This is a genomic window from Vibrio kyushuensis, assembly GCF_050337325.1.
In the GTDB taxonomy this organism is placed as follows: Bacteria; Pseudomonadota; Gammaproteobacteria; order Enterobacterales; family Vibrionaceae; genus Vibrio; species Vibrio kyushuensis.
In genome coordinates, this window is the sequence record NZ_JAKJSV010000002.1 from 91,493 (window position 1) to 116,472 (window position 24,980).

Here is a 24,980-nt window from a genome sequence, read left to right on the forward strand (position 1 = left end):
ACGTTACTCCTGAGGCGTCAATCTTGGATCAACCGAGAAGTAGATCAAATCGACAATAAAATTCACCATAAGGTAGCTACCTGAAAGAAACAGCGTGACCCCCATGACCGCGGGAAAATCATTGGTAATAACGGCGTTAACGACATAGCGCCCTATGCCCGGCCAATCGAAAACAGACTCGACGATGACGCTATTGCCTAGCATGAAACCATAGGTCAGCCCGACAACGGTAAGCAACGGAATTAACGTGGCTTTAAGAGCATAGAAAAAATAGATTCGCTTGGGGTTTAATCCGTAAGCGTGCCCAGTACGCACGTAATCTTGCTTGAGCACTTCGACCATTAAGTTTCTTGTGGTTCGAACAAAGATAGCCAGTGTTGAAAGGCTTAAAGTCAGGATGGGCAGAATCATATGATTCAGTACATCATTAAACACCAACCAGTTTTGGCTGAGTGCTGCATCAAGAAGGAAAAATCCAGTGATCGGTGAGAAGCCGCTGTCTATCATTAACTCTGCCGATATTCGCCCTTGTAGAGGAAACCAGCCGAGTACGCCATAAAAGAGCATCTGCAGCATGATAGCGAGGAAAAAAGAGGGAACAGCAACGCCAATGATGGATAGGCTACGCGCCCCTTGATCCACCATCGTGTTGCGCTTTACTGCCGACCATACGCCAATCGGGACACCAATCATGACGGAAAGAGTAATAGCGATGGTGACCAATTCAATGGTCGCCAACATGTGTGATTTAATATCCGCGGTGACAGTTTGGCCGGTACGTAAACTGACGCCAAAATCGCCCATCAATGCATTTTTTACGTAGCTGGCGTATTGATAAAGAAGGGGCTGATCCAACCCCAACTCTACTTTAGCTTGCGCGACTTGCTCAGCAGTCGGTTTAGCACCTAACATCATCTCAACAGGTGAGGAAGGCAATACCCGAGTTAAGAAAAAAGTGATGGTCAGAACACCGAACAGTATGCCCAGTAACATCCCAAAACGCTTAAACATATATCGTTTCATCTGACCATCTCCTTACGACTAGCCTTAATCTTTGGTTAATGGATAGAAGAAGGTAGCGGTGTAAGCTGGGTTTGCTCTTACGCCTGCTAACTCTTTACGGTAGATATTTCGCCCTTTTAGATCGGCATAGAATATCGCTACGGCATCATCAACCAATATACGCTGCGCTTGTTGGTACAGATCAATGGCTTGAGGCCTGTCTGAGCCTTCCAGTTGTACGCCCTTATCAACCAGTGCATCGTATTGAGTGTTGGAGTAGTGCGACAGGTTAAATGATGCATTCTCTTCGGTACGGAACAGACCAATCAACCAATCTGATGGTGTAGCATAGGTTGGCCACCATGTCATAGATTGAAGGTTTGGAGCGGTTCGAAGGTTCTTCGCATCATTCCAAATCTTACCCCATGGCCCCGGTTTTAACTCCAGTGAGACACCGATTTGACGAAGGTTCTCTTGATACAGAAGCGATGCGTTTTTGTAAGATTCTGAGGAGTTAATGTACGCCAACGAAATATTCCAATCGCTTTTCGGTACACCTGATTCTTTTAGCAGCTCTCTTGCTTTCGCTAGGTTAAATTCCGGAGCTTTGATGCTTTCATCCGCCCCCCACATGGTGCTCGGAATGGCCCCTTTTGCTACGGTTGCCCCGCCTGCATAAACATAATCAACAACCGATTCATAATCCCAAGCCAGCGACAGTGCTTGACGGAATTTAACGTTATCCGTTGGATATTTTTGAGTGTTGATCAAGAACTGAGAGTTTTTCCACGAGGCGGTATCTTGCACTACGATGTTCTTATCATTAGCTAAAGATTGTACTAAGTCGGCTGAAGGCAAAGAGATGAAATCTGCGTCACCTGCCTTGATCATTTGAACCTGAGTAGCAGGGTTAGACACGAGCTTTAGCACGACTCGATCAAGCTGCTTATCGTTCCATCCTCCCCAAAAAGAGTCATTTTTATCGAGAACTACATGTTGCCCTTTCTGCCACTGCGACACTTTGTAAGGGCCTGTTCCGGCCGCGTTGCCTTGGTTGAACCACTCACTGCCTTTGTCTGCAGCGGTTGGTGAATAAATGTAAGCGCCGTATTGGGACGAGGCAATGAGATCAATCGCAGCAGGTGTTTTGGTTTTGATTGTTAATGTGTAGTCGTTGCTGGCTTCAATTGAGTCAACTGATGACCAGATGTAGTAAGCGCCTTTTTTCATGTCGATAGTGCGCTGTAGTGATAGTTTTGCGGCTTCGGCATTGAAAGGGCTACCATCATGAAACGTGACATTCTTTCGTAGGTTGAATGTCCATGTCAGTCCGTCTTGGCTGACATTCCAATCAGTGGCCAAAGCGGGAGTAAACTTCTCGTCACTTCCTGGTGGGTTGTACCAAAGAAGTGGTTCGTAAACATTACTGAGCATCACTACTTCCATAGAAAAGGCGATGGCGGGATCCCAGTCCTTAATATCGGCATACATAGCGTATGTTGCCGAGTTAGGGGCAGATGCGATAGTAACAGGCGTGTATAGAGCGCCGAGAGTGATAATTCCCGACAAAGCGATTCGAGCAGGCAATGAATGTAATTTAAGCAAAGACATACTAATTCCTTATAGAAATGATTTTACCGATTAGTAACGTTTAATTAACAATAATCACACTAGCAAAACACCCATATAGCGGATAGAACCAGCCAAGCAGTGTTGATGGATCCAGATATGGGCAAGAGGAAACTGGGTGTTTATGGCAGTTGAATGTGGAAGAAAATTGGTGACTTAATCAAAAGATCTAGTTCAGTCAGGGCCTAGGGCAACACTACAGATATCCGTGTAGTGCTATGTGAGACGGAAGTTTTTCGCTATCTCTGGTTTTTAAAAATAAGAATGAGTAGCCCAGATTCGTGTCGACTGATATTACAAACATTTAGTTACAATTCGAGATGAATAGAAGAGGCATTTTACGGACGATAAACTGTCAGTGAGGAGGGGGCAGGATGAGTATTGAATGAACCGGTCTGTGAAAAGGTCAATGATTACGGCTCGATATCTGAGTTTAATCCCGCAGCTTTAAGGCACTCTTCAGCATGACTGGTGACCAAGAAATGGCTCGCTCCATCAATGACATGCTTATCGCTGTTTGGTAAGTGTTCGTTTAGGTGATCACAAATCGCATTCGCGACCGGATTTGATTGAGTGCCACACACGAGCTGAATAGGTACTGTGCATAATTTTAAATCTAACAGAGTATAAGAGGCAGCCAAATCCATATCCCAATGGCGAATGTTATTTTCAACCAAGGGTTCCATCCCTTGCTTAATAAAATCAGGGAGTGAATCGAACGCGCCTTCCCCAGCCCAAAAGTCGATAACCTGACCACAAACATAGGGTATTTTCTTGGCAGTATCACGTCGATAGGTGGATAAAAACGTGTCGACTCTATTGGTCATATCATTATCTTCTGAACGCCTTAAAACCCAGACGGATACAGGTTCAAATAGGGTGACTTTTCGCAGCTTTAAGCTTCCTTCTAAAGCTTGGGCTAACGCAATGCTGGCTCCAACTGAATGACCAACTAGGTGAATAGGCTGATCGGTTAACGCTGTGACAACCTGTTTCAATAGGGTTAGCTCGGTTTCCATGGAAGGGTTAGAGAAATCAGTCGGTTCAGGTGCACCGCAATGGCCGGGAAGCTTAATCAAAATACAGTGATAGCGCTTGCTAAGCTGTTTAACCATCTTTTTCCATGTGGATGTAGACGCGTAAGAGCCGTGGAGAAAGACGATGGTATCTCCACTTCCATACTGCTCAAAATAGGGCGCTATGTTCATAGGTATTCCATGTAGGAGTCGCAGATCTGAAGAAGGCTAGCAAAGGTGAGTATAGTTCATGGGGAAAAGATAACTACTTCCTCATCACAATCGTAAAATCTTCATTCGCGTACCCTTCAATTATTTCAACGTTAGGACACAAGGTTTTGCAGTAGAACAAAACACCTTGTTTATTGTATCCAGTAAGTAAGGTTTGTTTAGGAAAAGAACTAGCGTCGAGCAGGTTAAATATGACGGTTTCATGTGCCATTTCATACATACGAGTAATTATCTTGGTGATGTAGTTAGGATCTCGGCTTCGATAGTTTAAAGAGCCGCTAGCAACGACGATATCCGCACCCTCAATAATGAATTGGCTGATATCGCTACGGATAAACTGGCAGATATCTCGTTCATTGCGCAGTCTTCGTTTTGCTGCTTTTAAAAACTGGTGCTGCTGATCAACACCTGTGTACGTAGACAGTTGGGAATCCAGAGAGAGATAATCATAGAGTTCACCATAGCCACACCCAAGATCAAGCAGGTGCTTACCATTGAAATTAGCAGCCTGCTTAATCACCTCGAAGCGTGCAAATTGAGATTTGTCGCTAGACCAACCTAGGATCTTTGAAAAATTTCCCGCCCACTTTTTAGTACGATTGTAGTGAAAAAGATAAATGTTGAGTCGGTCTAAAAGATGCACAGTTTAAGGGCCTTAGGTTACTTTTTGTAATATAAACATTTGATAACCAAACTCGCCTAAGAAGTGTTGATAGATCTCTACTTCTTTTGCTATGTCTTGAAGCGCTTGCGCTGTTGGCATCGTGGCTGTGAGATCTTCAAGACGCTGTTTTAAAGGCATCCAGTAGTTTTTCCAAGACTGTTGACTAAGCGAGAAGTGTTGAACCACTTCATAACCTGCTGCTTTGATCTGCTCTAATCTTTTGTCGACAGTTTGAATGTCGGGGTATTCACTCGCCCAAAATTTAGAGGTCTCTTCACTTGGGTTATCAGTCAACCAAACTAGGTCACTCACCATCAGCATACCACCATCTTGAAGTAGCGGTCGCCATTGTTTCAGCGCATTGGGTGTCCCCATAATATACGCACTGCCTTCTGCCCAAACTAGATCAAAGCTAGCGTTATCAAAAGGCAGTTCTGTCATGCTGGCGCAGACTGGGGTTACTCGACCTGTTAAGTTATCTTTCGCTAACGTGACATTAAGCCGTTTTAACGCAGACTCTTCATTGTCTACCGCTGTGATTGGAGCATCACATTGATTTGCAAGAACCGTGGTGGCTAAACCATTGCCGCAGCCAATTTCTAAAATTGAGCGTGGCGGTTTAGGTAAGTGAGTAAACGCTTTTAGTGTATCGCTTTCACTGCCGGGGCCCCAACGTTCTAGTGTTTCGAAGACGGTCATAAAGTCCGCCATGTATTGTTCGTGTTCGTTCATGTCTTTTGATAGCCATTTTAATCGCAGCGCTTCTTTCTCGTTAAAGCCCTGCTTAATTAACCAATCTAAATGTGCATCAGGCGCGAGCTTATCGACGCCCTCGTGCCAAGCTTTGAGGTCTCCCTCACCGAGCATGGCGGAAAGTAACTGCCGAGATTGCTGCTTTTTTTTGATCTCTTCATCTAGTGTGCGAAGCCGATTCTCAAGCAGAGTTCGGTCTACTTTCGCCTCTAAGCACGCCTTACACTCATTGAGCGTTAGACCGCCTGCTTGAAGTTGCTGAAGCAATAGTACGCGCTGAACATCTTTGTCTGAATAGACTCGGTAGCCATTAGCCTGCCTTTGCCCTGAAATCAGCTTCTGCTTTTCATAATAGAGTAGGGCGGTACGCGATAGCCCTACTTTCTTAGCCAGCTCTGAGATGCGATACGCCATTAAAAGATCCACATAGTTAGAGTTTATACCTTAAGTATATAGAGACTTTAAACCGTAAAGCTATAGACAGGTCAATCAAAGATTCACTATTATTAGGCACTATTTAGAGTTCGAAAGCTGGGGAATAATATTAGCTAGTGAAGTTGTAGTGTATTTGTCACCTAATGCCGCTTTCATTTTCTGTCCATCTAAAAGAACTGGTTGTTGCCATAGGTAACGCATTTTGAACACCTCCCTAACTAGCGGTACAAAAGGAACTATGAGTTTATACGCCCACCAATGAAACCGTGTAACCTTGAGCGTAATGTTGTGTGAAGCAAAAGCTTGCTGCCAATCGGCTTGGGATAGCCTTAAACCGGGGTCATGCCACACTTCAAATTGAGATTGTGGTTGTGAAAGTAACTTGGCGCTATTGGCACATAAATCAGGTAAAAATGACCAAAAATGATTGTGATTTTCATTGTGGGGAAACGCTATGGTAGCTCGGCTCTCCTTCTGTTTTAGTGTCATATCTAACCAAGTCAAGTGGGTGTCGGGGCCAATGAAATCACCGGCTCTTACTATGGTGACCTTCGCGCCATTTTTAGTGGCTGTTCTTAGTCTGTTTTCCATTTGCACACGAATCTTTCCTTTCTCTGAAATAGGCTTCATTGGCGTATTTTCTGCAATTAGATCTGAGCTAGGGGAGAAATTGTAGACATTGCCAGGAAATAGAATGCGAATGTTCATTTTCTCAGCGACGCGAACGGTAGGCTCTAGCAAAGAAAGAGCCTCTTCGCCCCAGCGGTAATAGACCGGATTGACGGCGTAAACAATTAAATCAACACCTTCTGCAGCGTTGGTCACGTGTGATTCATTGTTTGCGTTGGCAGTCATAATTTCTTGCGATGGAAGCCATGTCGGTGCTTTGGATTTATCTCTCATCAACGTGCGAATATTCCAACCTTCTGCTACTAATGCGAGTGCCATCTGTTTACCAAAGTTGCCTGTAATGCCTAGAATAAGTGCTGTTTTCATCTTGTTTCCTCCAGTTGATGGCACTATTCTATAATTTGATTTCAAATAGAGAATAAGCAGAATTTACTTGTGGATATTCATATATGAATAACGATAACTGGCAATGGTGGCACTATTTTTTATCGATAGCGGAAAAGGGAAGCCTTAGTAAAGCAGCTGAACAGCTGGATGTCTCGCAACCGACATTGAGTCGTCAGTTGCTTTCAATGGAAAAACAGTTGGGGCATTCACTGTTTGATCGTAGCACTCAGGGCTTAACGTTAACCAACTTTGGCGAGAGCTTAGTTGAAGAGTGCAGGCAGATGCAGGCAAGCGCAGAGCGATTAGAAAGATTAGCTGCTGGGCATAAATCAACCTTGAGTGGTCGTGTTCGTCTTGCTGCCAATGAGCTGGTGGCACTTTACTACTTACCTAAAATTTTGCCGCTATTTATGCAGCGCTATCCTGAAGTATCCGTTGAGGTCGAGGTGAGCAATCTTGCAAGTAATCTCGATAAACGAGATGCTGATGTTGCGGTACGTATGTTTGCGCCAATCCAGCTTGATTTGGTTTGTCGCCGAATCATGGAGATCCCACTTGGTTTTTTTGCCAGCAGTGAATACTTAGCTAAAAATGGTGTTCCTAAGTTTCCTGATGAGATCTTTAAACATCGGGTGATTGGCTATGACCGTGATAAGCAGTTTGAGAACGCAGGGCAAAAATTGGGCTGGGAAGTGAATAATGAGCACTTTTTAATGCGAACAGATTTTATGCCGATGCACCTTGAGTTTGCTCGTCATCATGGGGGGATTGTCGTCACCCATAAGAACCTTTGCTTTGAAGCGGGCCTTAAAGAGATAAACGCAGGTATAGACTTACCACCCCTGCCTGTTTACCTAGCTTGTCATCGCGATGTTCAGCACAATAAGAAGATTCGAGTATTGATGGACTTTCTAGCTGAGCATTTACCGACTTTGATTTAAAGCTAGCAAGTGAATAGAAAGTAAGCGAATGGATAGAAAGCTATCCACTTACTCACTTTATTCTGGCTGCCTAGGTCAACAAACCCTAGAAACTAGATAATTGAGATGCTCTCTTTTTCGATGACTGACGTAGCATTAGCGCGTTCAATTATTTTAAGTAATACCGTTTGAATCACTTCGCTCTCTCTTGCGTCGGTATCGCTGTTAAAGCGCTCCTCTTGAACTTCGCCACCTTCTTCGAGGGTAAATTGAACAGAAACTCCAGTCGCACAGTCTGCATTGATGCCAAAATATTCGATGCAGATTTGTGGGTAGCCTTTAAAGCCTTTGTTAACTTGTTTTGCGATTCGCTTTTTTGCCTTGTCTACATTCATATTTCACCCTTGTTATCTTTAAAACTGGAAAAGAGAAAGCACGGTTTACATTGTAAAGTGACTGTCTAGTTAATCAGAGAGTAACACGTGATCAATGAATAATCAGTGATAGAACAAGGAGATATTAATCGAGTAAATAGAAAACCTACTAGTAATGCTAACCACTAGTAGGAAGACTATTTTTGAACTAGAGCTTCACAATCAACTTACCTTTATTTTCACCAGTCAGCAGAAGATTTAAACCAGACATTGCACTCTCTAGCCCATTTAGAACATGACTACGATATTGAACCTTACCTTGCATCACATATGGGGTCAGTTTGCTCAATAACACGGGAACATCGCCAAAGTGATCGGGCATTGCAAAACCTTGAACGGTGATACGTTTTTTAATGAGATTAATCCAGTTTGGGCCGAGAGCAGGGTTTTCGCTCGTGTAATCAGCAATCATGCCACACACGACGATTCGACCATGGGTATTCATTCGATTGTAAATATAGTGCTGAATAGGGCCACCAGTGTTTTCAAAAAACAGGTCAACGCCATCGGGAGTTAACTCAATCAACTGTTTATCAAGGTCATCTGATTTGTAATTGATTGCACCATCAAAACCTAGCGTATTAACAATCCAATCGGCTTTTTCATCACTGCCTACCACGCCAATAACACGCATTCCATCGGCTTTAGCCAGTTGTCCAACGATTGAACCTACAGATCCAGCTGCGCCCGTGACCACCAAAGTTTCTCCAGCTTTAGGCTTACCTATATTAAAAAGACCTTGAGTTGCCGTTAATCCAGGAAGGGCAAATACAGACAATGCCATTTCCGGGTCAATTTCAGATTGTACTTTGTTGATGCCTTGTCCATTAGTCACGGCGTATTCTGTCCAACCAATCATACCCATAACATTATCACCAACAGCAAAGTCCGGGTGGTTAGACTCAACAATTTCCCCATAGCCACTTGAGCGCATCACAGAACCAAGATCAACAGGTGGGATGTAGCTATTTGTATCAGGGCTCATCCAACCAAGCATTGCAGGATCCAGTGACATGTGCGTCTGTTTAATCAGAACTTGCCCCGGGCCAGCCGCTGGGATCTCTTTGGTTTTAACCTCAAACAGGTGCGGGCCAATTGGATTGTTATCTGGGCGTTGGGCTAACAAAATTTCGGTGTAGTGGCTCATGGGTGTTCCTTATTGTTTTTGTCATTGGTACAAAGTTGATGAAACGATTATTACCTATTATTTAAGTGGTATATAGTAGGCGAAAAGCTAATCTCTATTGTCTTTATAACAATAATTGGCGTGTGAAACCCTCACCCAAGAAAAGGAATCGCTGACTGATGGATCAAATTAGAGCATTAAAGTATTTCTCCGCGACCGTCGAGGCCGGGAACTTCACTGTGGCCGCTAAGCGCTTTGGTGTGCCAGCGTCATCAGTCTCTAGGCGTATTGCCGATCTGGAAGAGAGTTTGGGCGCACAGCTGCTGACAAGAACGACACGATCGGTAGTGCTAACTGAGGTTGGGCAACAGTACTTACAGCAAGTAAATAGTATTCTGGCGCAACTTGAGCAGAGTGACCAAGCAGTTCGCGATTATCAAACGATACCCACTGGTACATTAAAAATAAGTGCAATGGTTGGGTTTGGAGAGCAGGTATTAACTCCCATCTTGGATGAGTTTTCGACACTCTATCCGGATGTGTTATTAGATGTAGTGTTAAGTGATGAGCTTTCGAAGCTAAACCGTGACGATGTCGACATAGCTATTCGGGGAGGCTTTGCTCCTGACGAGAGAGTGGTTGCTATTCATTTAATGGATAATGGGTTTGTTGCGGCGGCATCGAGAAAATACTTGGAGTTCGCAGGCGTACCTAGCAGCACTCGTGATTTAAGAAATCACAAGGGATTATATTTTAAAACTCCGGCTGGACCCACGCCATGGCTAAGTGAGGTGGAAGGGCAGTGGCAGGATGTATCTGCTCCAAGTGTATTAACAACAAATAATGGCAAGTGGCTGGCGAGAAAAGCGATTGAGGGGGCTGGTATTGTTATGATGCCGCGTTGGGCATTGCAGCCTTACTTTGACAGAGGTGAACTGGTTGAATTGACATTCCATGAGCCACTAAGTATTACTCAGAATCAAAGCCTTGGAGTCTACATGCTGTACCAGAAACTAAGCTATGCGACACCAAAAGTAAAAGCGGCGGTGGATTTTATAACCGCAAGGGTGAAGGGCTGAAAAATATCACGACATGATCTAAAGGTATCCAATGCGCGATTTCCAGTGTGTCGACATTGTATCATCATACTGATTTGCAATAGGGCTAATAAGCTTTAGTTCTAAATACGAGTTGGATTGCTGGGTATGATTTGCTTACTCTTAGTATTTATCTACCGATAATAAGCGCTCTCTGTTAGAGTCGCCCTCAACTATACTTATCCCCTGACCTTTTTTAGGACATCCTGTGACTAACAACGAACTTTTTCGCCGTATCCAACATGCATTAAACCTTAAGAACTCTCAAATTATCAAAGCTTTTGAGCAAGCAGATGTCACTGTGGCTCACGATAAAGTAGCTGACTTTTTGAAAGAAGAGAGTGATAAATCGTTTACTAAAATGAAAGACAAAGATCTCGCTGTATTTCTAAATGGTTTTATCAATCTTAAACGTGGAAAAAAGGACGGTGATCAGCCCAAGCCTGAAGTCGAACTTACAAACAATATGATTTTCATGAAACTGCGTATTGCATTGAACATGAAAGCGGAAGATGTACTTGATGTTTTGGAAGTGGTCGGCATTAGTTTAAGTAAGTATGAGATTGGAGCTTATTTCCGCAAGCCAAATAACAAGAACTACAAAGTGTGTGAAGATCAGTTGCTGTGTTCGTTCTTAAATGGTGTGCAGTTTACTCATCGACCAGATTCTGAAGAGTTTGCAGGTTAAGTAATTGTAGTTACCTTCAAGAACAATAAAACGAGAGCTCACTGTAGCTCTCGTTTTTGTATTAACGTTTAGGCACTGACTGAATACTGAAACAAGCCAATAGTTGGCACTACTGCCTTAACAAAAACCGTCACTGTATTTTAGGACGAGACATTTCCGCATTAGGCATGCACGTTATGCGAAACGCTCACCAGTACTTTGGTCATCTTCATCGTACGTGAATCCACCACCGGTTTTCTCGCTTGGGTCAAGGTATGCGAAACGCTCACCAGTACGTTGCTCGTCTTCATCGTAAGTAAAGCCACCGCCAGTTTTCTCACTAGGGTCTGAATACGCCAGAGGCTCTGTTAATACATGTTTCGCCTCAATGATGTGATTCTGAGTACTTGGTGGTAGGTTCGAATTATTCGCAGGACCAGCCATAGCTGTTGGAATTGAGATTAGAGCTGCGATAAGAGTAAGTCCGATAGTTTTCATAATGATACCTGCTAGAGTTGGTGTACCGTGAGTGAACTTCGGGTCTGAATCACTCTTCGTTGAAAACAATATTACTCGCATGGCTAGGATTCAAAAATAGACAGTGTTGAATCTTAATCGTTCAAAAATGAATGATTAAGAGTTTGGCAATAAATTAACCTTTTGGTTGAGAAAGAGAAGATAAAAACTCTTCAGGATCGTTAAACCGATCTAGAATCATCTCTTTAAATGCGCTAACACGTGCAGAGGCTAGTTTTCGGTCTGCCCATACTAGATAGGAACTGCCAATAGGGCATTCGACGTCTGGGAGTAACGCAATAAGTTCTCCATTTGCTTTAAATTTATTGAAAGACTCCATCGGAATGAGACAAATGCCGATTCCTGCAAGTGCTGCTTGAATAATCAATCGAACACTAATTACTGAGTACCGAGGAGAGGGAGGGATTTTTAACCACTGACCTTCCTGTTTGAACTCCCACTGAGTCATTTTATTGCTAGAAAGCAATTTATGTTCAAGGAGGTGTTCAATGCGTGTTGGTTCACCGTACTGCTCGAGATATTTAGGGGAAGCTGCAAGAACCAATTGGCTCTTGAGTAAATTACGTTGAACTAGGTGCTCAGCGCGTGTTGGCGTAGTCACAATTGCAAGGTCAATCTGCTTATCAAAAAAGTGCTCGGTATCTGGCAGAAATTGAATTGATATATTCACATCGGGGTGCAATGACATGAACTCTATCGCAAGCTCTTGAACAAAAAACTCAGCGAAGGGCTCAGGGCAGGAGATACGTATGTCGCCTGTGAGAGTCGGTTGAGTATTGGAAAGCTCTAGCCATTGCTCGTCAAGTTGACCAAAAATAGGCGCAAAACGCTGATAGTATTCTTCGCCAGAGGTGGTTAACTGAAACTGTTTGGCGTTCCGGTGCACCAACTTCTCTCCAACTTGGTCTTCTAAGTAAGAGACCGCTCTAGACAGTGTCGGAGCTGATACGTTAGTGATAAGACTCGCCGCCGCAAATCCACCAGACTCGACGGCTTGGCAAAACAGGTACAAGTTAGAGATATCTTTAGGTTTCATATTTGAAGGCTTTAAGTTGCTTAACTGACGAATTTGTAGGCTTGCTAAAAAGTTATTGTATTTGTGTTAGCGAGTCAATGAGCATTGTGACGGCTGCCCAGTAACACACCTTGTTAATGTATGGTAGGTTAAAAGAAATCCAGCAGTTCGAAGCAGCTGGATTCCTTAGAGGTAGATTATCGATAGGATCTAAATCTTATAAATTAAAGTTAGGGTTCGGGTTCCACGGGGCTGTTTGCCCTGCCTCTATACTGTGTGTACAAACGATATCGTTGCCTAAAGCTGCATTGTGGTGCTTGCAAGCTTTATCACCGCGCCTTGATAATTCGTTACGCCATAAAGGTCCACGTAAGCTATGGTTTTCATCACCCCAATGGTCCCAGCTGTGTTGATACAACATCCAATCTGCCGCTAGTGAACTGTTTTTATCATGAAGATTGACCAAGTTTGCTTTGGTGTCCCATCGGTAATATTTCTCACCTGCTCCTACATTTCGGTAATCTGCCATTACGGCGCAGCCACCCGATCCACCTTCACGGTAGTACGAAGCATTGGATGATTTTCCGTTGTAAACTATCGGCCTTTTGAACCCGTTGTCGTTGTGATAATCAAATTGTTTGTCGCCTTCCCAGCTCCTTGTATACCAAACGCCATGAACATCATAAGTGACTAGCATTTTATCGGGGTTGTTTTTTTCAACTCGAACCATGACTCGTTCCCAGTCAGCTCTATGAATACCAGACGAGGCAAAACATGCTTGTTGGTGGCCGTGAAATATCCAGTAATTAATATAATAGTAACCATTGGCTTCTTGGAAATGGAACGAAAGCGGAATTCGCCCATCTTCGAGCATTCTTTTATCGCGGCTACAGATCATGTCACCACTAAATTCAGTGAAGCCATTCTCTCTCAATTGATAATATTCATTGGGATCCATAGGGAGGCAGTTCCCTTTTTTCCCACCTCCTAACTTTTCTTGATCAAAGTAGAAAATAGGGGCGTGCCTAGAAGCAATTTTGAAAGCATTTTCACATTGACTATCCCCTTGGCAGCTTGCCTCCATTGAAGATTCGGTTGTGCTCGTGTTGGACAGGTAGTCAAGGTCCCATTGTTGGTGTTCATTACCTGAATTGGCGCACTTAAATATACCAATACGAGAATTAATGTTTGAATCTCGTTTAAAAATGTCCAAGCAGTGATTTGTATTCTCTGCTCTAGTTATGCGCTTTTTCCCTAATGAAAATTTCCATTGTTGATCCGCATTGCCACTACACCCAGTTAATTCAACTTGATTCTCATATCCCTTATAGGTCAGGCAATAGTTGCTTTGAGAACGTATTTGAAAGGAATTATTTGAAGTTGGGTGAAAAGTGAATACATCGCGTTGGGCATTTTGATATTCTTCACATCTTTGTCCCGTTAGCCCTTTATTAATACCTTCTTTATAAGATAAACAAATGGGTGCAGTCTCACTACCATAAATGTACTGTGCTGCTTTAATTTGAACAGGCTCATACTCTCGTATTTCGGTTGAAAAATATTGAGCGCTTACCTGTGGTGAAAGCAAAGCGCATACAGCTAAAGATCTAATATTAAAAAACTTAAACATAACTCCTCCTTTAGATTGAACGATATAATTGAACGAAGCTATGGTGACAGGCCCGCCTGAGGTTTTGGTTACAGAGTGATTAATTGTTGAACTGTAAAAAGGGTGTATTGTCACACAAGAGACTTAAAAAATTAGCCCTACAGAAACGCAGGGCTAAAGAGTATGGAGCTAGGCTTAGAAGTAGTATTTGAATCGAAGACGTAGCCCTTTGTCTTTGTCTTCATTAAATGAGATGACACTGTTTGTGGTTTTGTCGTTGACTTTTGTATAGTAAGCACCAAGATAAATCGAGAAATCTTCCAGCGTCATGACATCGCTAAACTCGTAAGAAGCATAGACGGTATCTGATGTAGCTTTTCCTTCTGCCCATCCACTAATTTTCTTATTTTCAAATTTGTTCTCTGCAAAAATGTAACCAATACCAAAGCCGTGGATAAGAGCATTAGCCCCTAATGTTAGATTTTTTTCATCGACCGCATCCATGTAGGCAACGTTGGCGATAAGCTCAATATTATTAAGATTGTATTTACCCGTAACGCCATAGCCAAGACGATCAGATATGTCGATCTTCTCACCACCACTGGTGATGATAACAGCGTCTTTAACCAAGTTCATTTCCATAGAAGCCGCTAAGCTTAAATCACCAAGTTGATATTGAACAACAGGGCGAAGCAAAGCCGAGTCTTTATTGTTGGTTACCTCTAGACCGTGGTACGACATCGTTCCATCAATGGTTGAGTCACCAAAAAGCACGGAGCGATCTCCAATTAAAGTACCTAACTCAACATACAGATTATCAAACTTCTGAGTGTACATAAGTTGCCCACTCGTGCCGCGACCACGACCTTCTTTCATCTGGTAAGCGTATACCTCGCCATCTTGATAAAGGCTATTAGAAGTATTACCTGAATACTCTAGGAAAGTATCTTGCCCAACAGGGAACATATCAAAAGCTTCAAAACGGCCGACTCGCAAAGCCCAGCTTTCTTTTTGGCCGAATGAAAACCAAGCATCATCGGTAGAAATAGAACCGTCGGTGCCCATTTTAGGCTGAACGCGAACCTTAAATATTTTGCCATTGTCGGTAAAGCGTTCCCCGTCGAAGTTCAGTCTAATTCGTCCATCTTGGTCAAAATTAGTACTGTCAGATTCGTGAAGATCACGATAGTTAAGATCAAACTCGACGTCGCCGCCTATTGAAAAGTTACCGTTTTCATTATCAATAATGCTAATCCCAGAATTTGCATTAAAACTAGATAGAGCAACCACAGAGGAAATAAATATAGCTTTGTTCATGTTAATACCATAATAATTAAGTTTAAGAATGCTCGCCTACTGGATAATAGGTAGTCGACTGTATTGTTAGACTTTAACTATTTCACTTATATTAATGGCAATAACATAAAATAAACTTTTAGCTAATTTTATGTTTTAATTTATCGCAATTGCTTTTATTGATTGTTTATTCCTTGGTCTATATTTACTTGATAGTATTTTAACTGCTTCCTCAATTAACATGGAAATGACAACACCATGTAACCCCATGTTTAATGTGAATAAAGATATATAGCAAAGTGGTAGCCCGATTAAATATAAGCAGATTATATCTTGATACAAACAATATCGAACATCCCCAATGGGCCTAAGAATACCGCAGATCAGTGTAATTGTTATCGACTTGAAAATAATAAATCCAAATAAAATTGGAGACAACGATTTGAGTTCTATCAAGTGGAGTGTGGAAAAACTACTCAATAAGTACTGACCATAAATGATGAGCAAGATAATGAGCGACCCCATAAAAGCACCGATGGCGATGATACTCGAGTCATGTGATAATTTATGCACAGTACTATGGTCTTGTTTTCCAATTGCGTTACCAATAAGGACAGCGAGCCCCATTGCAAATCCAGTGATGAGAAAACTGATTACCATTTCAAAGGTTGCGATCACACTGAAGACGACGAGGTTATCCGTAGAGCTCTTAGCTACCATAGCGTGGTAAAGAAAAACTCCGACTGAAAACGCCAAACTATTGATGATAATGGGAACGGAAAAGTGAGCTATTTTATGGAGCTCTGATATTTTTATGCTCTTTAATATGGGAACCGTTCGAGTGAGAATCCATGGGCATTTATGTTTTGTATAGATAAATAAAATGAACATTTCTATATAACTACTTAGTACAGTGGATATCGCAGCTCCCTTTATTCCCATCGCTGGTATATAGTCTAATCCGAAAATAAAAATACAGTTAAATATGACATTAATAATGAATCCAGATAGTGATATTAATAATACCTCTTTTGTTATATGGATCGATCTTAGAATTGAAGAGAGACAGAGTATTATAGCGATGGGAACGCAACTATAAGATGACACACCTAAATATAAGCTGCCTAATTCAATAATTAATATATCACTACTGGAAAAAGAAATGAAAACACCTGAATAACTTAGTATGTAAACAAGAATTACCCCCAAGAATAAAGAGAGAATTAGCGCATGGTTTGTAAGTAACGATAGTTTTTGCTTATTTTCTTGACCAAAGTATTGGGCTGAGAGTATTCCCACGGCGGTCGCAAGTCCCATGGATGTGATGCCAGCAATAGCGAGTATGCGGGCACCTAATCCCGATGCCGCGACATCTATGGGGCTTACTTGAGCCAACATAGTCACATCGACAAGTTGCCTGCTTGCTACTATTAGTGTTTGAAAGGCCACCGGAATCGCTATTGGTAACACACAGGAAAGTGTTGATTTAAGAGTGTAATTATTCATAGGTAAGCTTTGGAATGTGGCTGGAGGTTCCCCTCCAGCACAAAGATTTATGCTACATCGAGAGCTTGAAAGTTGATCTCGATTCGTGATTCGTTGATATCAAACAGATGAATCGCTTCTTTAGGAAAGGTTAGATTAACGATGTCATCCATTTTGTATTGATGTTGCCCTTCACTTTTAGTCGTAATGATTTGTTGTGAATCTGTAAGCTCTGAATAAATAAGAGTTTCACCACCTAACTGTTCTTGATAACGAACAATGGCAGAAACAGTGAACCCATTTTTATCTCGACTACAGTCTCTAACGCTATCAATCAAAATATGCTCAGGGCGAATTCCAATAGTATAGGTTGCATCTATAGCCTGGCGACCTATGAGCATAGATGCTTTACTGACATGCTTTTTATCTAGAGTATCCAAATCGATAAAATTCATTTTTGGTGAACCAATAAACCCAGCGACAAATATATTCTTCGGTTGGTTATACAGCTCTAGAGGTGTACCAACTTGCTCTATTTCCCCGTCATTAAGCACAACAATTTTATCTGCTAGTGTCATCGCTTCAACTTGATCATGGGTAACATAAATCATGGTGGCTTTATTCATTTGGTGCAACTGAGCTAGCTCCATTCGCATATGAACCCTTAGAGCGGCATCAAGGTTAGAGAGTGGCTCGTCAAAAAGGAATATACGAGGGTTTCTAACGAGTGCGCGGCCAATAGCAACCCTTTGACGCTGACCACCGGAAAGCTCTTTGGGTTTACGCTCAAGGTAGTCGGAGAGCTTTAAGCTTGATGCGGTCTGTTCAATTTTTTGTTTGATCTCGGCTTTTGAGTTTCCTTGAACTTGAAGTCCAAATGCCATGTTTTCATACACGGTCATGTGTGGATAGAGTGCATAAGATTGAAAGACCATGCCGATACCACGATCTTTGGGTGATAAGTTGTTGACGGTCTCATGGTCAATCATTAACTCACCAGAGGTGATCTCTTCTAATCCGCAAATCATACGTAGCAGTGTTGATTTACCACAACCTGATGGCCCAACGAATACGACAAATTCACCGGCTTGAATCGAGAGATCCACACCCTTAATAATCTGAGTTTGACCAAATGATTTGGTCACGTTCAATAGCTTTAAATTAGACATAATGTTTATCCTTTTACTCCACCCACCGTCAGTCCTGAAACGATGCGCTTTTGAAATATGAGAACCAATACAATCAGTGGAATGGTGACGATGACAGAGCCTGCGTTAATCATTCCCCATGGAATCTCGTGTTCGCCGCCACCTGACATCATGGCTATGGCGACAGGAACCGTTCGCTTGTCATCGGTGATGGCAAAGGTCAATGCGAATAGAAATTCGTTCCATGCGGTAATGAACGCCAATAGACCAGTGGTGACAATTGCAGGAGCCATTAACGGAAAAAAGATATGCCAGATAATAGTCACGGAGCTTGCACCATCGACAATGGCGGCTTCTTCCAGTTCATGAGGAATCTGTTTCACAAAGGTGGTGAGTACCCATACGGTGAACGGGAGCGTAAATATCATGTAAGAGAGTATGAGACCCGGCAAAGAATTGTATAAACCAATGGAGCGCAATAGTTCGAACAGCCCGGTTAACACAGCAATAGAAGGAAACATAGAGACAGACAGTATTGATATCAGTATCAAGTTTCTGCCGCGAAATTGTATACGCCCAAGCGCAAAGCTTGCTGTCACGCTTAAAAGCAGCGATAGGATCACCACCGACGTTGCCACGATAAGCGAGTTAAGAATGTTTGTACCAAAATTTAGGTTAGAAAAGACCGCAATGTAGTTGGTCAAATCAAGCACTTCCACCCAAAGACTTGGGTGAAACAAGGCCGAACCTGTTTTAAGCGAAGATATGATGGCGTAATACAGCGGAAAAACAGAGAAGCTAAAAATAGCAAAAACAAGGCAGTAAAAACCCATCGGCTTTGCCCATTTTCCCAAAGACATCGTGCTGTTCGTCTTCCGTCTGGGTTGAGATTTTAGAATTAACGCATGGTTGTTCATTATTGAACCTCCAATTTCTTTTTGCTAATGGCGATGTAACCTATCGTTACGAGTGAAACCATGAAAAACAGCAGGGTAGATGCGGCACTGCCGTAGCCCGCAGACTGAAATTCGATCATATGTTGACGCGCATAGGAGGCCATAGACATAGTTTGTTCGTTATTAGGCGTTAACACGTAAATCAGGTCGAAGACTCTCATGCCATCGAGAATGCGAAATATCACGGCCACAGTGATGGCAGGCATGATGAGTGGTAGCGTGACTTTCCAAAATACTAACCAAGCAGGAATGCCATCAACTTTAGCCGCTTCATAGCAGTCCTTTGGCACCATTTGTAGACCAGCTAAAATCAGCAGCGCCATAAATGGGGCGCTACGCCATATCTCAATAAAGATGATGGCATGCATGGCGAGAGTGGCGTCAGCTGTCCACGCTTTAGGCGCATCAATCCAACCTATACTCATCAATATTGAGTTGAATATGCCAAATTGATCATGAAGGATCCAAGCCCACATTTTGGCGGAAATGATCGAAGGAATTGCCCAAGGGATTAGAACGGAAGCCCTCAAGATCGTGCGCCCTTTAAATGGTGTATCTAAAACCAGTGCGATGATCGTTCCTAAAATTGTAGTGAAAAATACTGAGACGATCGTGAAATAGAGAGTATTGCGGACTGCGTTCCACCAGATTGGATCAGCCAATATACCAAACCAATTGTCACCATACTGAACGATGAAGTTTTCCAGACCTATCCACTGAGGGACATGAAAAGCGTCTAGTCTTGCATCAGTAAAAGCCATCCATAAAGTGCGCATCAGGGGCCAGCCCGCCACCGATACGAGCACGATAAGCATGGGTAAAATAAACAACCAAGCAGATAAGACTCTGCTTTGGCTTAGTGTCAGTTTCATACAACTACCTTGAAAGTAGCTGGCTAGCTTGCCAGCTACTTGCTCTTCTAACTTAAAAGGAACTTGATAACTCGTTTTCTGCTATGAGTAATAACGGACTAGGGCTATTACCAACGACCACCACGAGACAGTTGTTGCAATCTAGCTTCTGCATCTTCAAGAGCCACTTTCGATGATTTTCTGCCTGAAAGAGCGTCATGCGCTGCGTTGTAGATATGGCTTGATACTTGGTTGTAGTGGCTACCTGTCACTGTTGAAGGTCGAACTGTCGCATTGAGGACGATTTCCTCCATCATGCTAAATAGCGGGCTCGCTTCTTGAACTTCTTGGTCTTGATAAACGGCCAATCTAGTAGGACCGTACCCTGAGCGGATAGCACGGCGCTTTTGCTCTTGAAATGAGGTTAGAAACATTACTAAATCTGCAGCTTCATCTTGGTTATCTGAATAGCGTGAGACGGCTAATTGCCAGCCACCTAGTGTGGCTGCATGTACTCCATCATCAGAGCCCTTTGGCATTGGAGCCACGCCGACCTTCCCTTTAATTACGCTGTCATCTGATTGAGCTAAGTTGTAAGCGTATGGCCAGTTATGCATGAAAACGGCATTGCCTGATTGAAACACGCCACGGGAGTCTTCAACGGCGTGGTTAAGCACCCCTTCTGGTGAAATGGTCCCAATCCAGCCTTTTGCCATATCTAACGCGTCTTTAGCAACTTGGTTATTGATGCTGATATCACCGTTAGTTTCCACAAAGTTACCACCGTTGAACGCTTGAACCCATTCAAGGAAGTTGTACGTTAAGCCTTCATACGCACGGCCTTGCCAGACATACCCCCACATATTGTCTTGGCCAGATTTGCGTTCCATCTTCATGATATAAGACGCGGTATCTGTCATTTCATCGTAGGTTGTTGGTACGTCACGTTGGTATTTTTCAAGCAGATCTTTACGATAGAAATTAAGAATTGGGTCAGCAAACCAAGGCACTGCAACAAGCTGATTTTGGAAGGTGTTGTTTTGGATCAGAGCGGGAATGAACTGCTCTTTCTGTTCTTTAACATAAGGAGATAAGTCAATAAAATGAGAGCCCAAAATACCAGGCCAGATGACATCAATTTGGTAGACATCAATATCTTTTGCCTGCCCGGATAATAGTTGCTGATACATAGCCAATCGGTCAGTCGATGTGTTTGGAGTAGTGACAACTGAAACCTTATTCCCAGTCCGTTCAGCCCATTGATTAACACCTTCGACACAAACCTGATGTTCAATACCTTGAGAGCCACAAGCAATCGTGATCTCTTTAGCCATTAACGGAATAGACGCAGACGCTATTGACGCAGCGATTAATAATTTTTTCATGGAGGTTACCCTTGCTCTTCGGTGAAAGTAGGAAAAAATGTTTCAATATTTAGGTGCTTGTTTGTGGCGTAAACTTCACAACCTGTGAAGATTTCTTGTAGGCTCGCTTCGACTGCTTTTCCACCAGCTTCTTGAACCAGTAACGCACCAGCTAAGAAATCCCAGCTATTTAGAAAGCGCTCGTAATAGCCATCTATTCGGCCGCATGCCGTGTGAGCTAATGAAAGTGCGGCACTACCAAAGCGTCGATAGTCGGCTTCGTTACTGCGTAAGCCATCGATAATGTCGTGGTAGCTAAAAGCACTGTGCCATGCGTGGCCTATACCCAAGACAGCATGCTTTGGTTCTTCAGTTTTGCTGCACTGAATCCTCTCTCCATTTTTCCATGCGCCAAGGTCTTTTTCGGCATAGAAAAGCTCATCGGTGACAGGGTCATAAACCACGCCTATCTGTGTGCCTTCCTCATCTACCCATGCAAGCACGATGGACCAGAATGGAATACCTCTTGTAAAATTACTGGTTCCATCAATAGGGTCGATGACCCAAATAGGTAGGCTTTTATTATCACAACCTAGCTCTTCGCCTAAGATTTTGTCATTGGGAAAGGATGCTTTAATGCGATCTCTAATGTGGTTTTCAACAGCGATATCGGCTTCGGTAACCCAGTTGTGTGGACCTTTGGATTCAATAGATAGGCTATCCATCTTTAGTTGGTAGCTAGTTGCTAATTTTCCTGCCGATTTGGCAATCTCTTTTGCGGTTTCTAAGCGAGCGCTAAAAAGGTTCATGAATTGACCTCAATGTTTTGTCCGGTGTGTAATAGTTTGAATCCGGTGTAGCGACTATCACGCTCAAGCTGCGGTCGGTTTAGCTCTTTAAAGTGATATAAGTAGATTTGTTGTTGATGTGGAAGTTTATCTAACAGCTCAGAGATACCAGAGTGACCATTACCGGAATCAGCATCAATTTCGCATTCGTGAATAATGGAGTTCGAACGATTCATCAGTGCTAAAGAATCTAAGGATGGTTTACCATCGCCACTGATGAATAGTGCCTCATTAAGCAGTAGGCTATGGTTTGGAACGCTGTGTTGAGTGAGGGCTGTTTCAAATCTGCATCCTAGGATTGAGCCAGACAATGAAGTCTCCCAAATTACCTCAAATGGCATGACTTGTTCATGCTGAATTCCTAATTGGATGAGCAACTCAAGTGTATTTTTCTGACTCTTTTGACAAACTAGATAAAGCGGTTTGGTTCGTCTTATGGAACACCAATAGTTCATTATAGTCGCCAGTCCCAAGCAGTGATCGGTGTGGGTATGAGAAATAAACAGCACGTCTATTTCGTCGGCAAGCCCTTGAGCCCATAGTTGAGACGGTACCGTTGGCCCACAATCAAACAACCAATGCCCATTACTTGTGCCAATGTGGAAGGCTGAGTTTGGAGATTCTCGATCAAACGCGTCTCCTGTTCCAAGTGTTGTTATATACATAGCTGCCTCCTAATCGGTTGAGGCAAATGTTACATAGAAAGGTGAATTAGAAGGTGACGAAATGATGAAGATGTTACGGTTAATTCAACCCGTTTGTAATATAACTGACAAATAGTCTGAGACAGGTGATGAGATACTTTCATCTAAAAAGTCGATGGAAATAGCGCAAATCGGTTGAGTTTTCCATTGAGCACTCGAATCTCAGCACCTCTTTGAATGACATCAAGCGGAAGTTCAAACACCTGTCCACCAGCCTCTTTAACAAGTAGCCACCCAGCAAGAAAATCCCAAGCGGGGAGGTAAGCTTCATAGTAGCCATCCAATCGACCGCATGCTACGTATGCCATAGACAAAGCACACGAACCGAATCGTCGATAATCTGCGCTGAGTTTAGTTAACGTCTTTAATTGAGAAAAGTAATTGCACTCTCTTCTGAATGCGTGTCCGACTCCTATAATTGCCTTTTCTGGTGTATTGGTAATGCTGACATTAACTCGGGTACCATTGAGCCACACACCGGTATCTACCTGAGCACTAAACAATTCATTAGTCGCTGGGCTGTAAACAACTCCAACCTGCACTACACCATTGCGATAATAGGCTATAGACACTGACCAATAGGGTATTCCATGAAGAAAATTTACCGAGCCGTCAATCGCATCAACAACCCAAATGCCCGATTCATTCTTATTCGGTGGCTCAAAACCATGTTCTTCTCCTAATATTCCGTCCTCAGGGTATGCTGTATGAATGCGTTCTCGAATAAAGGTTTCGACCTGGTAATCCGCTTCTGTTACTAAGTCATTTTTGGTGGGGTATTTCACATTTAAGGCGTGTCGTTTGAACGAGTAGCTGAGTGCAAGGCTGCCTGCGTCCTTTGCGATAGAGGTCGCGAACAATCGTCGTTCGGTTACGGTTTGGGCTTCATCGAGATTCATGAATATTGAGTTTTGTCAGTAGGTCAGTGTGTTGAGGGTAGCGCTTATGTGTGAAGATTTGATTAATAGTGATTTTGGCTTAAAGGATAACCCCCCTAAATCTTGATTTCAAAATTCAGGGGTTTTCATTAGTCTTACTTAAAGTGCATTTTCAACGTTAGATGCCACGTCAGCTGAAACCCATGTCTTCCATGTGTCAGCGTAGTTTTCTAAGAAGTAGTACATCGCTTCTTCAGCATCCGCTTGGTTGTCTTCCATCCATGCTAATAATTGACTCATTTGTTTATTGGTGAACCCGCGATTAGCAAAGTACTCGTAAGCGAGTGGCTCATTTTGAGCGAACGCCTCCGTTGTTACCGTATGAACCGGAGCGGGTGGGAACATGGTGACTTTTGGAGATTCACACTCTGGCTGAGTGGTGCAATTTTGGAACTCTTCAATATCAATACCCGAACCAAAATCGACCTGAACCATATCGTACTTACCAAGAACAGGAGTAGGCGACCAGTAATAACCAAACCAAGGTTTTTCACGCTCGTACGCTTTTGCGATGGTGGCCGCCAGTGATGCGCCTGTTCCCGGGTCAACCATGTCAAAGCCATGATCCTCTAGGTTCATTGCATCGAACAGGTGGCCAGACGTAATCTGGCACGTCCAACCTGCCGGGCAGCTATAGAAGGCATTCATTTCTTTGTCTTCAGGATGCTCAAACAGATTTGCATGCTTGATGACGCCTTCAATGGTTGCCATCTCAGGGTATTGTTCAACAAGATAAGAAGGAACCCAAAATCCTTCTTGCCCACCATCAACGAGAGACTTACCTGCGTAGCGTAGGCGTTTGTCTGCAACCCCTTTATCTAACGCCTCTTTAATGCCGTTAGTCCAAAGTTCAGGCGCAACATCAGGTTGCCCCTTTTCGATCATGGAGGTGCCCGTTGGCACACTGTCGCCCGGTATTAATTCGGCATCACACATATAACCATTGTTGAGAATAAACTGATCAATATGGGCCATTAAGCTTGCGGAGTTCCAGTTCATGTCGGCAATCGTAATATCACCACATTCATCGGCACTCGCATGAGCAGAAAATTGAGACAGCATAAGCGTTGCAAGTATTGAGACTTTTATCTTCATTCGACTGATCTTCTTAGTATTATTCGATATGTAAGTCTATATAAAAGAAGTGGAGTATTTCCGTCAATAGTCTTTATCTTCGACGTGTGATTTTAGTCAACTAAATGTACATTTGTTCCTAATGAATGGGTCATTAATTTAAG

The 24,980-nt window shown here is 43.0% G+C and carries 24 protein-coding genes; 3 read left to right on the top strand and 21 right to left on the bottom strand.

The annotated features are described in order from the left end of the window. Window positions 1-3: 3 nt before the first annotated feature. The 6 genes from L4D20_RS00405 to L4D20_RS00430 all read right to left on the bottom strand — a co-directional run bounded on the left by L4D20_RS00405 (window position 4) and on the right by L4D20_RS00430 (window position 6,726). Window positions 4-1,023 (bottom strand): ABC transporter permease, encoded by a 1,020-nt coding sequence (locus L4D20_RS00405; RefSeq protein ID WP_428799588.1) that lies wholly within the window; start codon window positions 1,021-1,023, stop codon window positions 4-6. A gap of 24 nt (window positions 1,024-1,047) precedes the next feature. Then, window positions 1,048-2,613: an ABC transporter substrate-binding protein gene (locus tag L4D20_RS00410; protein ID WP_428799589.1), complete on the bottom strand. Its 1,566-nt coding sequence runs from the start codon at window positions 2,611-2,613 to the stop codon at window positions 1,048-1,050. Window positions 2,614-3,044: 431 nt separating this feature from the next. Continuing rightward, window positions 3,045-3,839, bottom strand: coding sequence for an alpha/beta fold hydrolase (locus L4D20_RS00415; protein ID WP_428799590.1), 795 nt, complete (start codon window positions 3,837-3,839; stop codon window positions 3,045-3,047). A 73-nt stretch (window positions 3,840-3,912) separates the two neighbouring features. Further along, the gene (locus L4D20_RS00420) at window positions 3,913-4,521 is read right to left on the bottom strand and encodes a class I SAM-dependent methyltransferase (protein WP_428799591.1); all 609 of its coding nucleotides are present in this window, start codon (window positions 4,519-4,521) and stop codon (window positions 3,913-3,915) included. A 12-nt stretch (window positions 4,522-4,533) separates the two neighbouring features. After that, a complete protein-coding gene (locus L4D20_RS00425) occupies window positions 4,534-5,709 on the bottom strand; it encodes a MerR family transcriptional regulator (RefSeq protein WP_428799592.1) in 1,176 nt (391 codons plus the stop codon). A gap of 99 nt (window positions 5,710-5,808) precedes the next feature. Beyond that, entirely contained in the window at window positions 5,809-6,726 is a 918-nt protein-coding gene (locus L4D20_RS00430) for an NAD(P)H-binding protein (RefSeq protein WP_428799593.1), read from the bottom strand. Between the two features lie 83 nt (window positions 6,727-6,809). Between L4D20_RS00430 and L4D20_RS00435 the strand changes: the two genes are divergently transcribed. Beyond that, window positions 6,810-7,688 (top strand): LysR family transcriptional regulator, encoded by an 879-nt coding sequence (locus L4D20_RS00435; RefSeq protein WP_428799594.1) that lies wholly within the window; start codon window positions 6,810-6,812, stop codon window positions 7,686-7,688. 92 nt (window positions 7,689-7,780) lie between these two features. Here the strand turns inward: L4D20_RS00435 and L4D20_RS00440 are convergent, their stop codons facing one another. Then, window positions 7,781-8,062, bottom strand: coding sequence for a hypothetical protein (locus tag L4D20_RS00440; RefSeq protein ID WP_428799595.1), 282 nt, complete (start codon window positions 8,060-8,062; stop codon window positions 7,781-7,783). A gap of 187 nt (window positions 8,063-8,249) precedes the next feature. Further along, entirely contained in the window at window positions 8,250-9,248 is a 999-nt protein-coding gene (locus L4D20_RS00445) for an NADP-dependent oxidoreductase (RefSeq protein ID WP_428799596.1), read from the bottom strand. 158 nt (window positions 9,249-9,406) lie between these two features. Here L4D20_RS00445 and L4D20_RS00450 point away from each other — a divergent pair, with 158 nt between their 5' ends. Then, window positions 9,407-10,306 carry a LysR family transcriptional regulator gene (locus tag L4D20_RS00450; RefSeq protein WP_428799597.1) on the top strand — a complete coding sequence of 300 codons (900 nt, stop codon included), beginning with the start codon at window positions 9,407-9,409 and terminating at the stop codon, window positions 10,304-10,306. 226 nt (window positions 10,307-10,532) lie between these two features. Beyond that, window positions 10,533-11,012, top strand: a complete 480-nt coding sequence (locus tag L4D20_RS00455) for a YehS family protein (RefSeq protein ID WP_428799598.1) — start codon at window positions 10,533-10,535, stop codon at window positions 11,010-11,012. Between the two features lie 174 nt (window positions 11,013-11,186). Here L4D20_RS00455 and L4D20_RS00460 read toward each other — a convergent pair whose 3' ends face one another. From L4D20_RS00460 to L4D20_RS00520, 13 genes are all read right to left on the bottom strand, one after another. Beyond that, a complete protein-coding gene (locus tag L4D20_RS00460) occupies window positions 11,187-11,489 on the bottom strand; it encodes a hypothetical protein (protein ID WP_428799599.1) in 303 nt (100 codons plus the stop codon). 154 nt (window positions 11,490-11,643) lie between these two features. Next, window positions 11,644-12,564 carry a LysR family transcriptional regulator gene (locus L4D20_RS00465; protein ID WP_428799600.1) on the bottom strand — a complete coding sequence of 307 codons (921 nt, stop codon included), beginning with the start codon at window positions 12,562-12,564 and terminating at the stop codon, window positions 11,644-11,646. Between the two features lie 196 nt (window positions 12,565-12,760). Further along, window positions 12,761-14,173: a hypothetical protein gene (locus tag L4D20_RS00470; protein WP_428799601.1), complete on the bottom strand. Its 1,413-nt coding sequence runs from the start codon at window positions 14,171-14,173 to the stop codon at window positions 12,761-12,763. A gap of 174 nt (window positions 14,174-14,347) precedes the next feature. After that, window positions 14,348-15,469 (bottom strand): carbohydrate porin, encoded by a 1,122-nt coding sequence (locus L4D20_RS00475; protein ID WP_428799602.1) that lies wholly within the window; start codon window positions 15,467-15,469, stop codon window positions 14,348-14,350. A gap of 135 nt (window positions 15,470-15,604) precedes the next feature. Next, entirely contained in the window at window positions 15,605-16,954 is a 1,350-nt protein-coding gene (locus tag L4D20_RS00480; protein ID WP_428799603.1) for an MATE family efflux transporter, read from the bottom strand. Window positions 16,955-17,001: 47 nt separating this feature from the next. Further along, on the bottom strand, window positions 17,002-18,102 hold the full coding sequence (locus tag L4D20_RS00485) for an ABC transporter ATP-binding protein (RefSeq protein WP_428799604.1): 1,101 nt from the start codon (window positions 18,100-18,102) through the stop codon (window positions 17,002-17,004). Window positions 18,103-18,107: 5 nt separating this feature from the next. Next, the gene (locus L4D20_RS00490; protein WP_428799605.1) at window positions 18,108-18,941 is read right to left on the bottom strand and encodes a carbohydrate ABC transporter permease; all 834 of its coding nucleotides are present in this window, start codon (window positions 18,939-18,941) and stop codon (window positions 18,108-18,110) included. Window positions 18,942-18,997: 56 nt separating this feature from the next. Then, window positions 18,998-19,909, bottom strand: a complete 912-nt coding sequence (locus L4D20_RS00495) for a carbohydrate ABC transporter permease (RefSeq protein ID WP_428799606.1) — start codon at window positions 19,907-19,909, stop codon at window positions 18,998-19,000. Between the two features lie 107 nt (window positions 19,910-20,016). Further along, window positions 20,017-21,273, bottom strand: a complete 1,257-nt coding sequence (locus L4D20_RS00500) for an ABC transporter substrate-binding protein (RefSeq protein WP_428799607.1) — start codon at window positions 21,271-21,273, stop codon at window positions 20,017-20,019. A 5-nt stretch (window positions 21,274-21,278) separates the two neighbouring features. Beyond that, complete coding sequence (locus L4D20_RS00505; protein ID WP_428799608.1) at window positions 21,279-22,061, bottom strand: inositol monophosphatase family protein; 783 nt, start codon at window positions 22,059-22,061, stop codon at window positions 21,279-21,281. Then, window positions 22,058-22,765, bottom strand: a complete 708-nt coding sequence (locus L4D20_RS00510) for an MBL fold metallo-hydrolase (protein WP_428799609.1) — start codon at window positions 22,763-22,765, stop codon at window positions 22,058-22,060. The genes L4D20_RS00505 and L4D20_RS00510 overlap by 4 nt, the downstream gene beginning before the upstream one ends. A 143-nt stretch (window positions 22,766-22,908) precedes the next feature. Continuing rightward, entirely contained in the window at window positions 22,909-23,703 is a 795-nt protein-coding gene (locus tag L4D20_RS00515; protein WP_428799610.1) for an inositol monophosphatase family protein, read from the bottom strand. 138 nt (window positions 23,704-23,841) lie between these two features. After that, entirely contained in the window at window positions 23,842-24,837 is a 996-nt protein-coding gene (locus L4D20_RS00520; RefSeq protein WP_428799611.1) for an ABC transporter substrate-binding protein, read from the bottom strand. Window positions 24,838-24,980: the final 143 nt, after the last annotated feature.

What these genes read in the sequence shown, in the direction of transcription:
- L4D20_RS00475 (WP_428799602.1), bottom strand. Translation starts at nt 15,469, where the DNA reads ATGAACAAAGCTATATTTATTTCCTCTGTGGTTGCTCTATCTAGTTTT.
- L4D20_RS00485 (WP_428799604.1), bottom strand. Translation starts at nt 18,102, where the DNA reads ATGTCTAATTTAAAGCTATTGAACGTGACCAAATCATTTGGTCAAACT.
- L4D20_RS00510 (WP_428799609.1), bottom strand. Translation starts at nt 22,765, where the DNA reads ATGTATATAACAACACTTGGAACAGGAGACGCGTTTGATCGAGAATCT.
- L4D20_RS00430 (WP_428799593.1), bottom strand. Translation starts at nt 6,726, where the DNA reads ATGAAAACAGCACTTATTCTAGGCATTACAGGCAACTTTGGTAAACAG.
- L4D20_RS00405 (WP_428799588.1), bottom strand. Translation starts at nt 1,023, where the DNA reads ATGAAACGATATATGTTTAAGCGTTTTGGGATGTTACTGGGCATACTG.
- L4D20_RS00515 (WP_428799610.1), bottom strand. Translation starts at nt 23,703, where the DNA reads ATGAATCTCGATGAAGCCCAAACCGTAACCGAACGACGATTGTTCGCG.
- L4D20_RS00410 (WP_428799589.1), bottom strand. Translation starts at nt 2,613, where the DNA reads ATGTCTTTGCTTAAATTACATTCATTGCCTGCTCGAATCGCTTTGTCG.
- L4D20_RS00445 (WP_428799596.1), bottom strand. Translation starts at nt 9,248, where the DNA reads ATGAGCCACTACACCGAAATTTTGTTAGCCCAACGCCCAGATAACAAT.
- L4D20_RS00520 (WP_428799611.1), bottom strand. Translation starts at nt 24,837, where the DNA reads ATGAAGATAAAAGTCTCAATACTTGCAACGCTTATGCTGTCTCAATTT.
- L4D20_RS00505 (WP_428799608.1), bottom strand. Translation starts at nt 22,061, where the DNA reads ATGAACCTTTTTAGCGCTCGCTTAGAAACCGCAAAAGAGATTGCCAAA.
- L4D20_RS00440 (WP_428799595.1), bottom strand. Translation starts at nt 8,062, where the DNA reads ATGAATGTAGACAAGGCAAAAAAGCGAATCGCAAAACAAGTTAACAAA.
- L4D20_RS00460 (WP_428799599.1), bottom strand. Translation starts at nt 11,489, where the DNA reads ATGAAAACTATCGGACTTACTCTTATCGCAGCTCTAATCTCAATTCCA.
- L4D20_RS00495 (WP_428799606.1), bottom strand. Translation starts at nt 19,909, where the DNA reads ATGAAACTGACACTAAGCCAAAGCAGAGTCTTATCTGCTTGGTTGTTT.
- L4D20_RS00490 (WP_428799605.1), bottom strand. Translation starts at nt 18,941, where the DNA reads ATGTCTTTGGGAAAATGGGCAAAGCCGATGGGTTTTTACTGCCTTGTT.
- L4D20_RS00465 (WP_428799600.1), bottom strand. Translation starts at nt 12,564, where the DNA reads ATGAAACCTAAAGATATCTCTAACTTGTACCTGTTTTGCCAAGCCGTC.
- L4D20_RS00435 (WP_428799594.1), top strand. Translation starts at nt 6,810, where the DNA reads ATGAATAACGATAACTGGCAATGGTGGCACTATTTTTTATCGATAGCG.
- L4D20_RS00480 (WP_428799603.1), bottom strand. Translation starts at nt 16,954, where the DNA reads ATGAATAATTACACTCTTAAATCAACACTTTCCTGTGTGTTACCAATA.
- L4D20_RS00425 (WP_428799592.1), bottom strand. Translation starts at nt 5,709, where the DNA reads ATGGCGTATCGCATCTCAGAGCTGGCTAAGAAAGTAGGGCTATCGCGT.
- L4D20_RS00500 (WP_428799607.1), bottom strand. Translation starts at nt 21,273, where the DNA reads ATGAAAAAATTATTAATCGCTGCGTCAATAGCGTCTGCGTCTATTCCG.
- L4D20_RS00450 (WP_428799597.1), top strand. Translation starts at nt 9,407, where the DNA reads ATGGATCAAATTAGAGCATTAAAGTATTTCTCCGCGACCGTCGAGGCC.
- L4D20_RS00415 (WP_428799590.1), bottom strand. Translation starts at nt 3,839, where the DNA reads ATGAACATAGCGCCCTATTTTGAGCAGTATGGAAGTGGAGATACCATC.
- L4D20_RS00470 (WP_428799601.1), bottom strand. Translation starts at nt 14,173, where the DNA reads ATGTTTAAGTTTTTTAATATTAGATCTTTAGCTGTATGCGCTTTGCTT.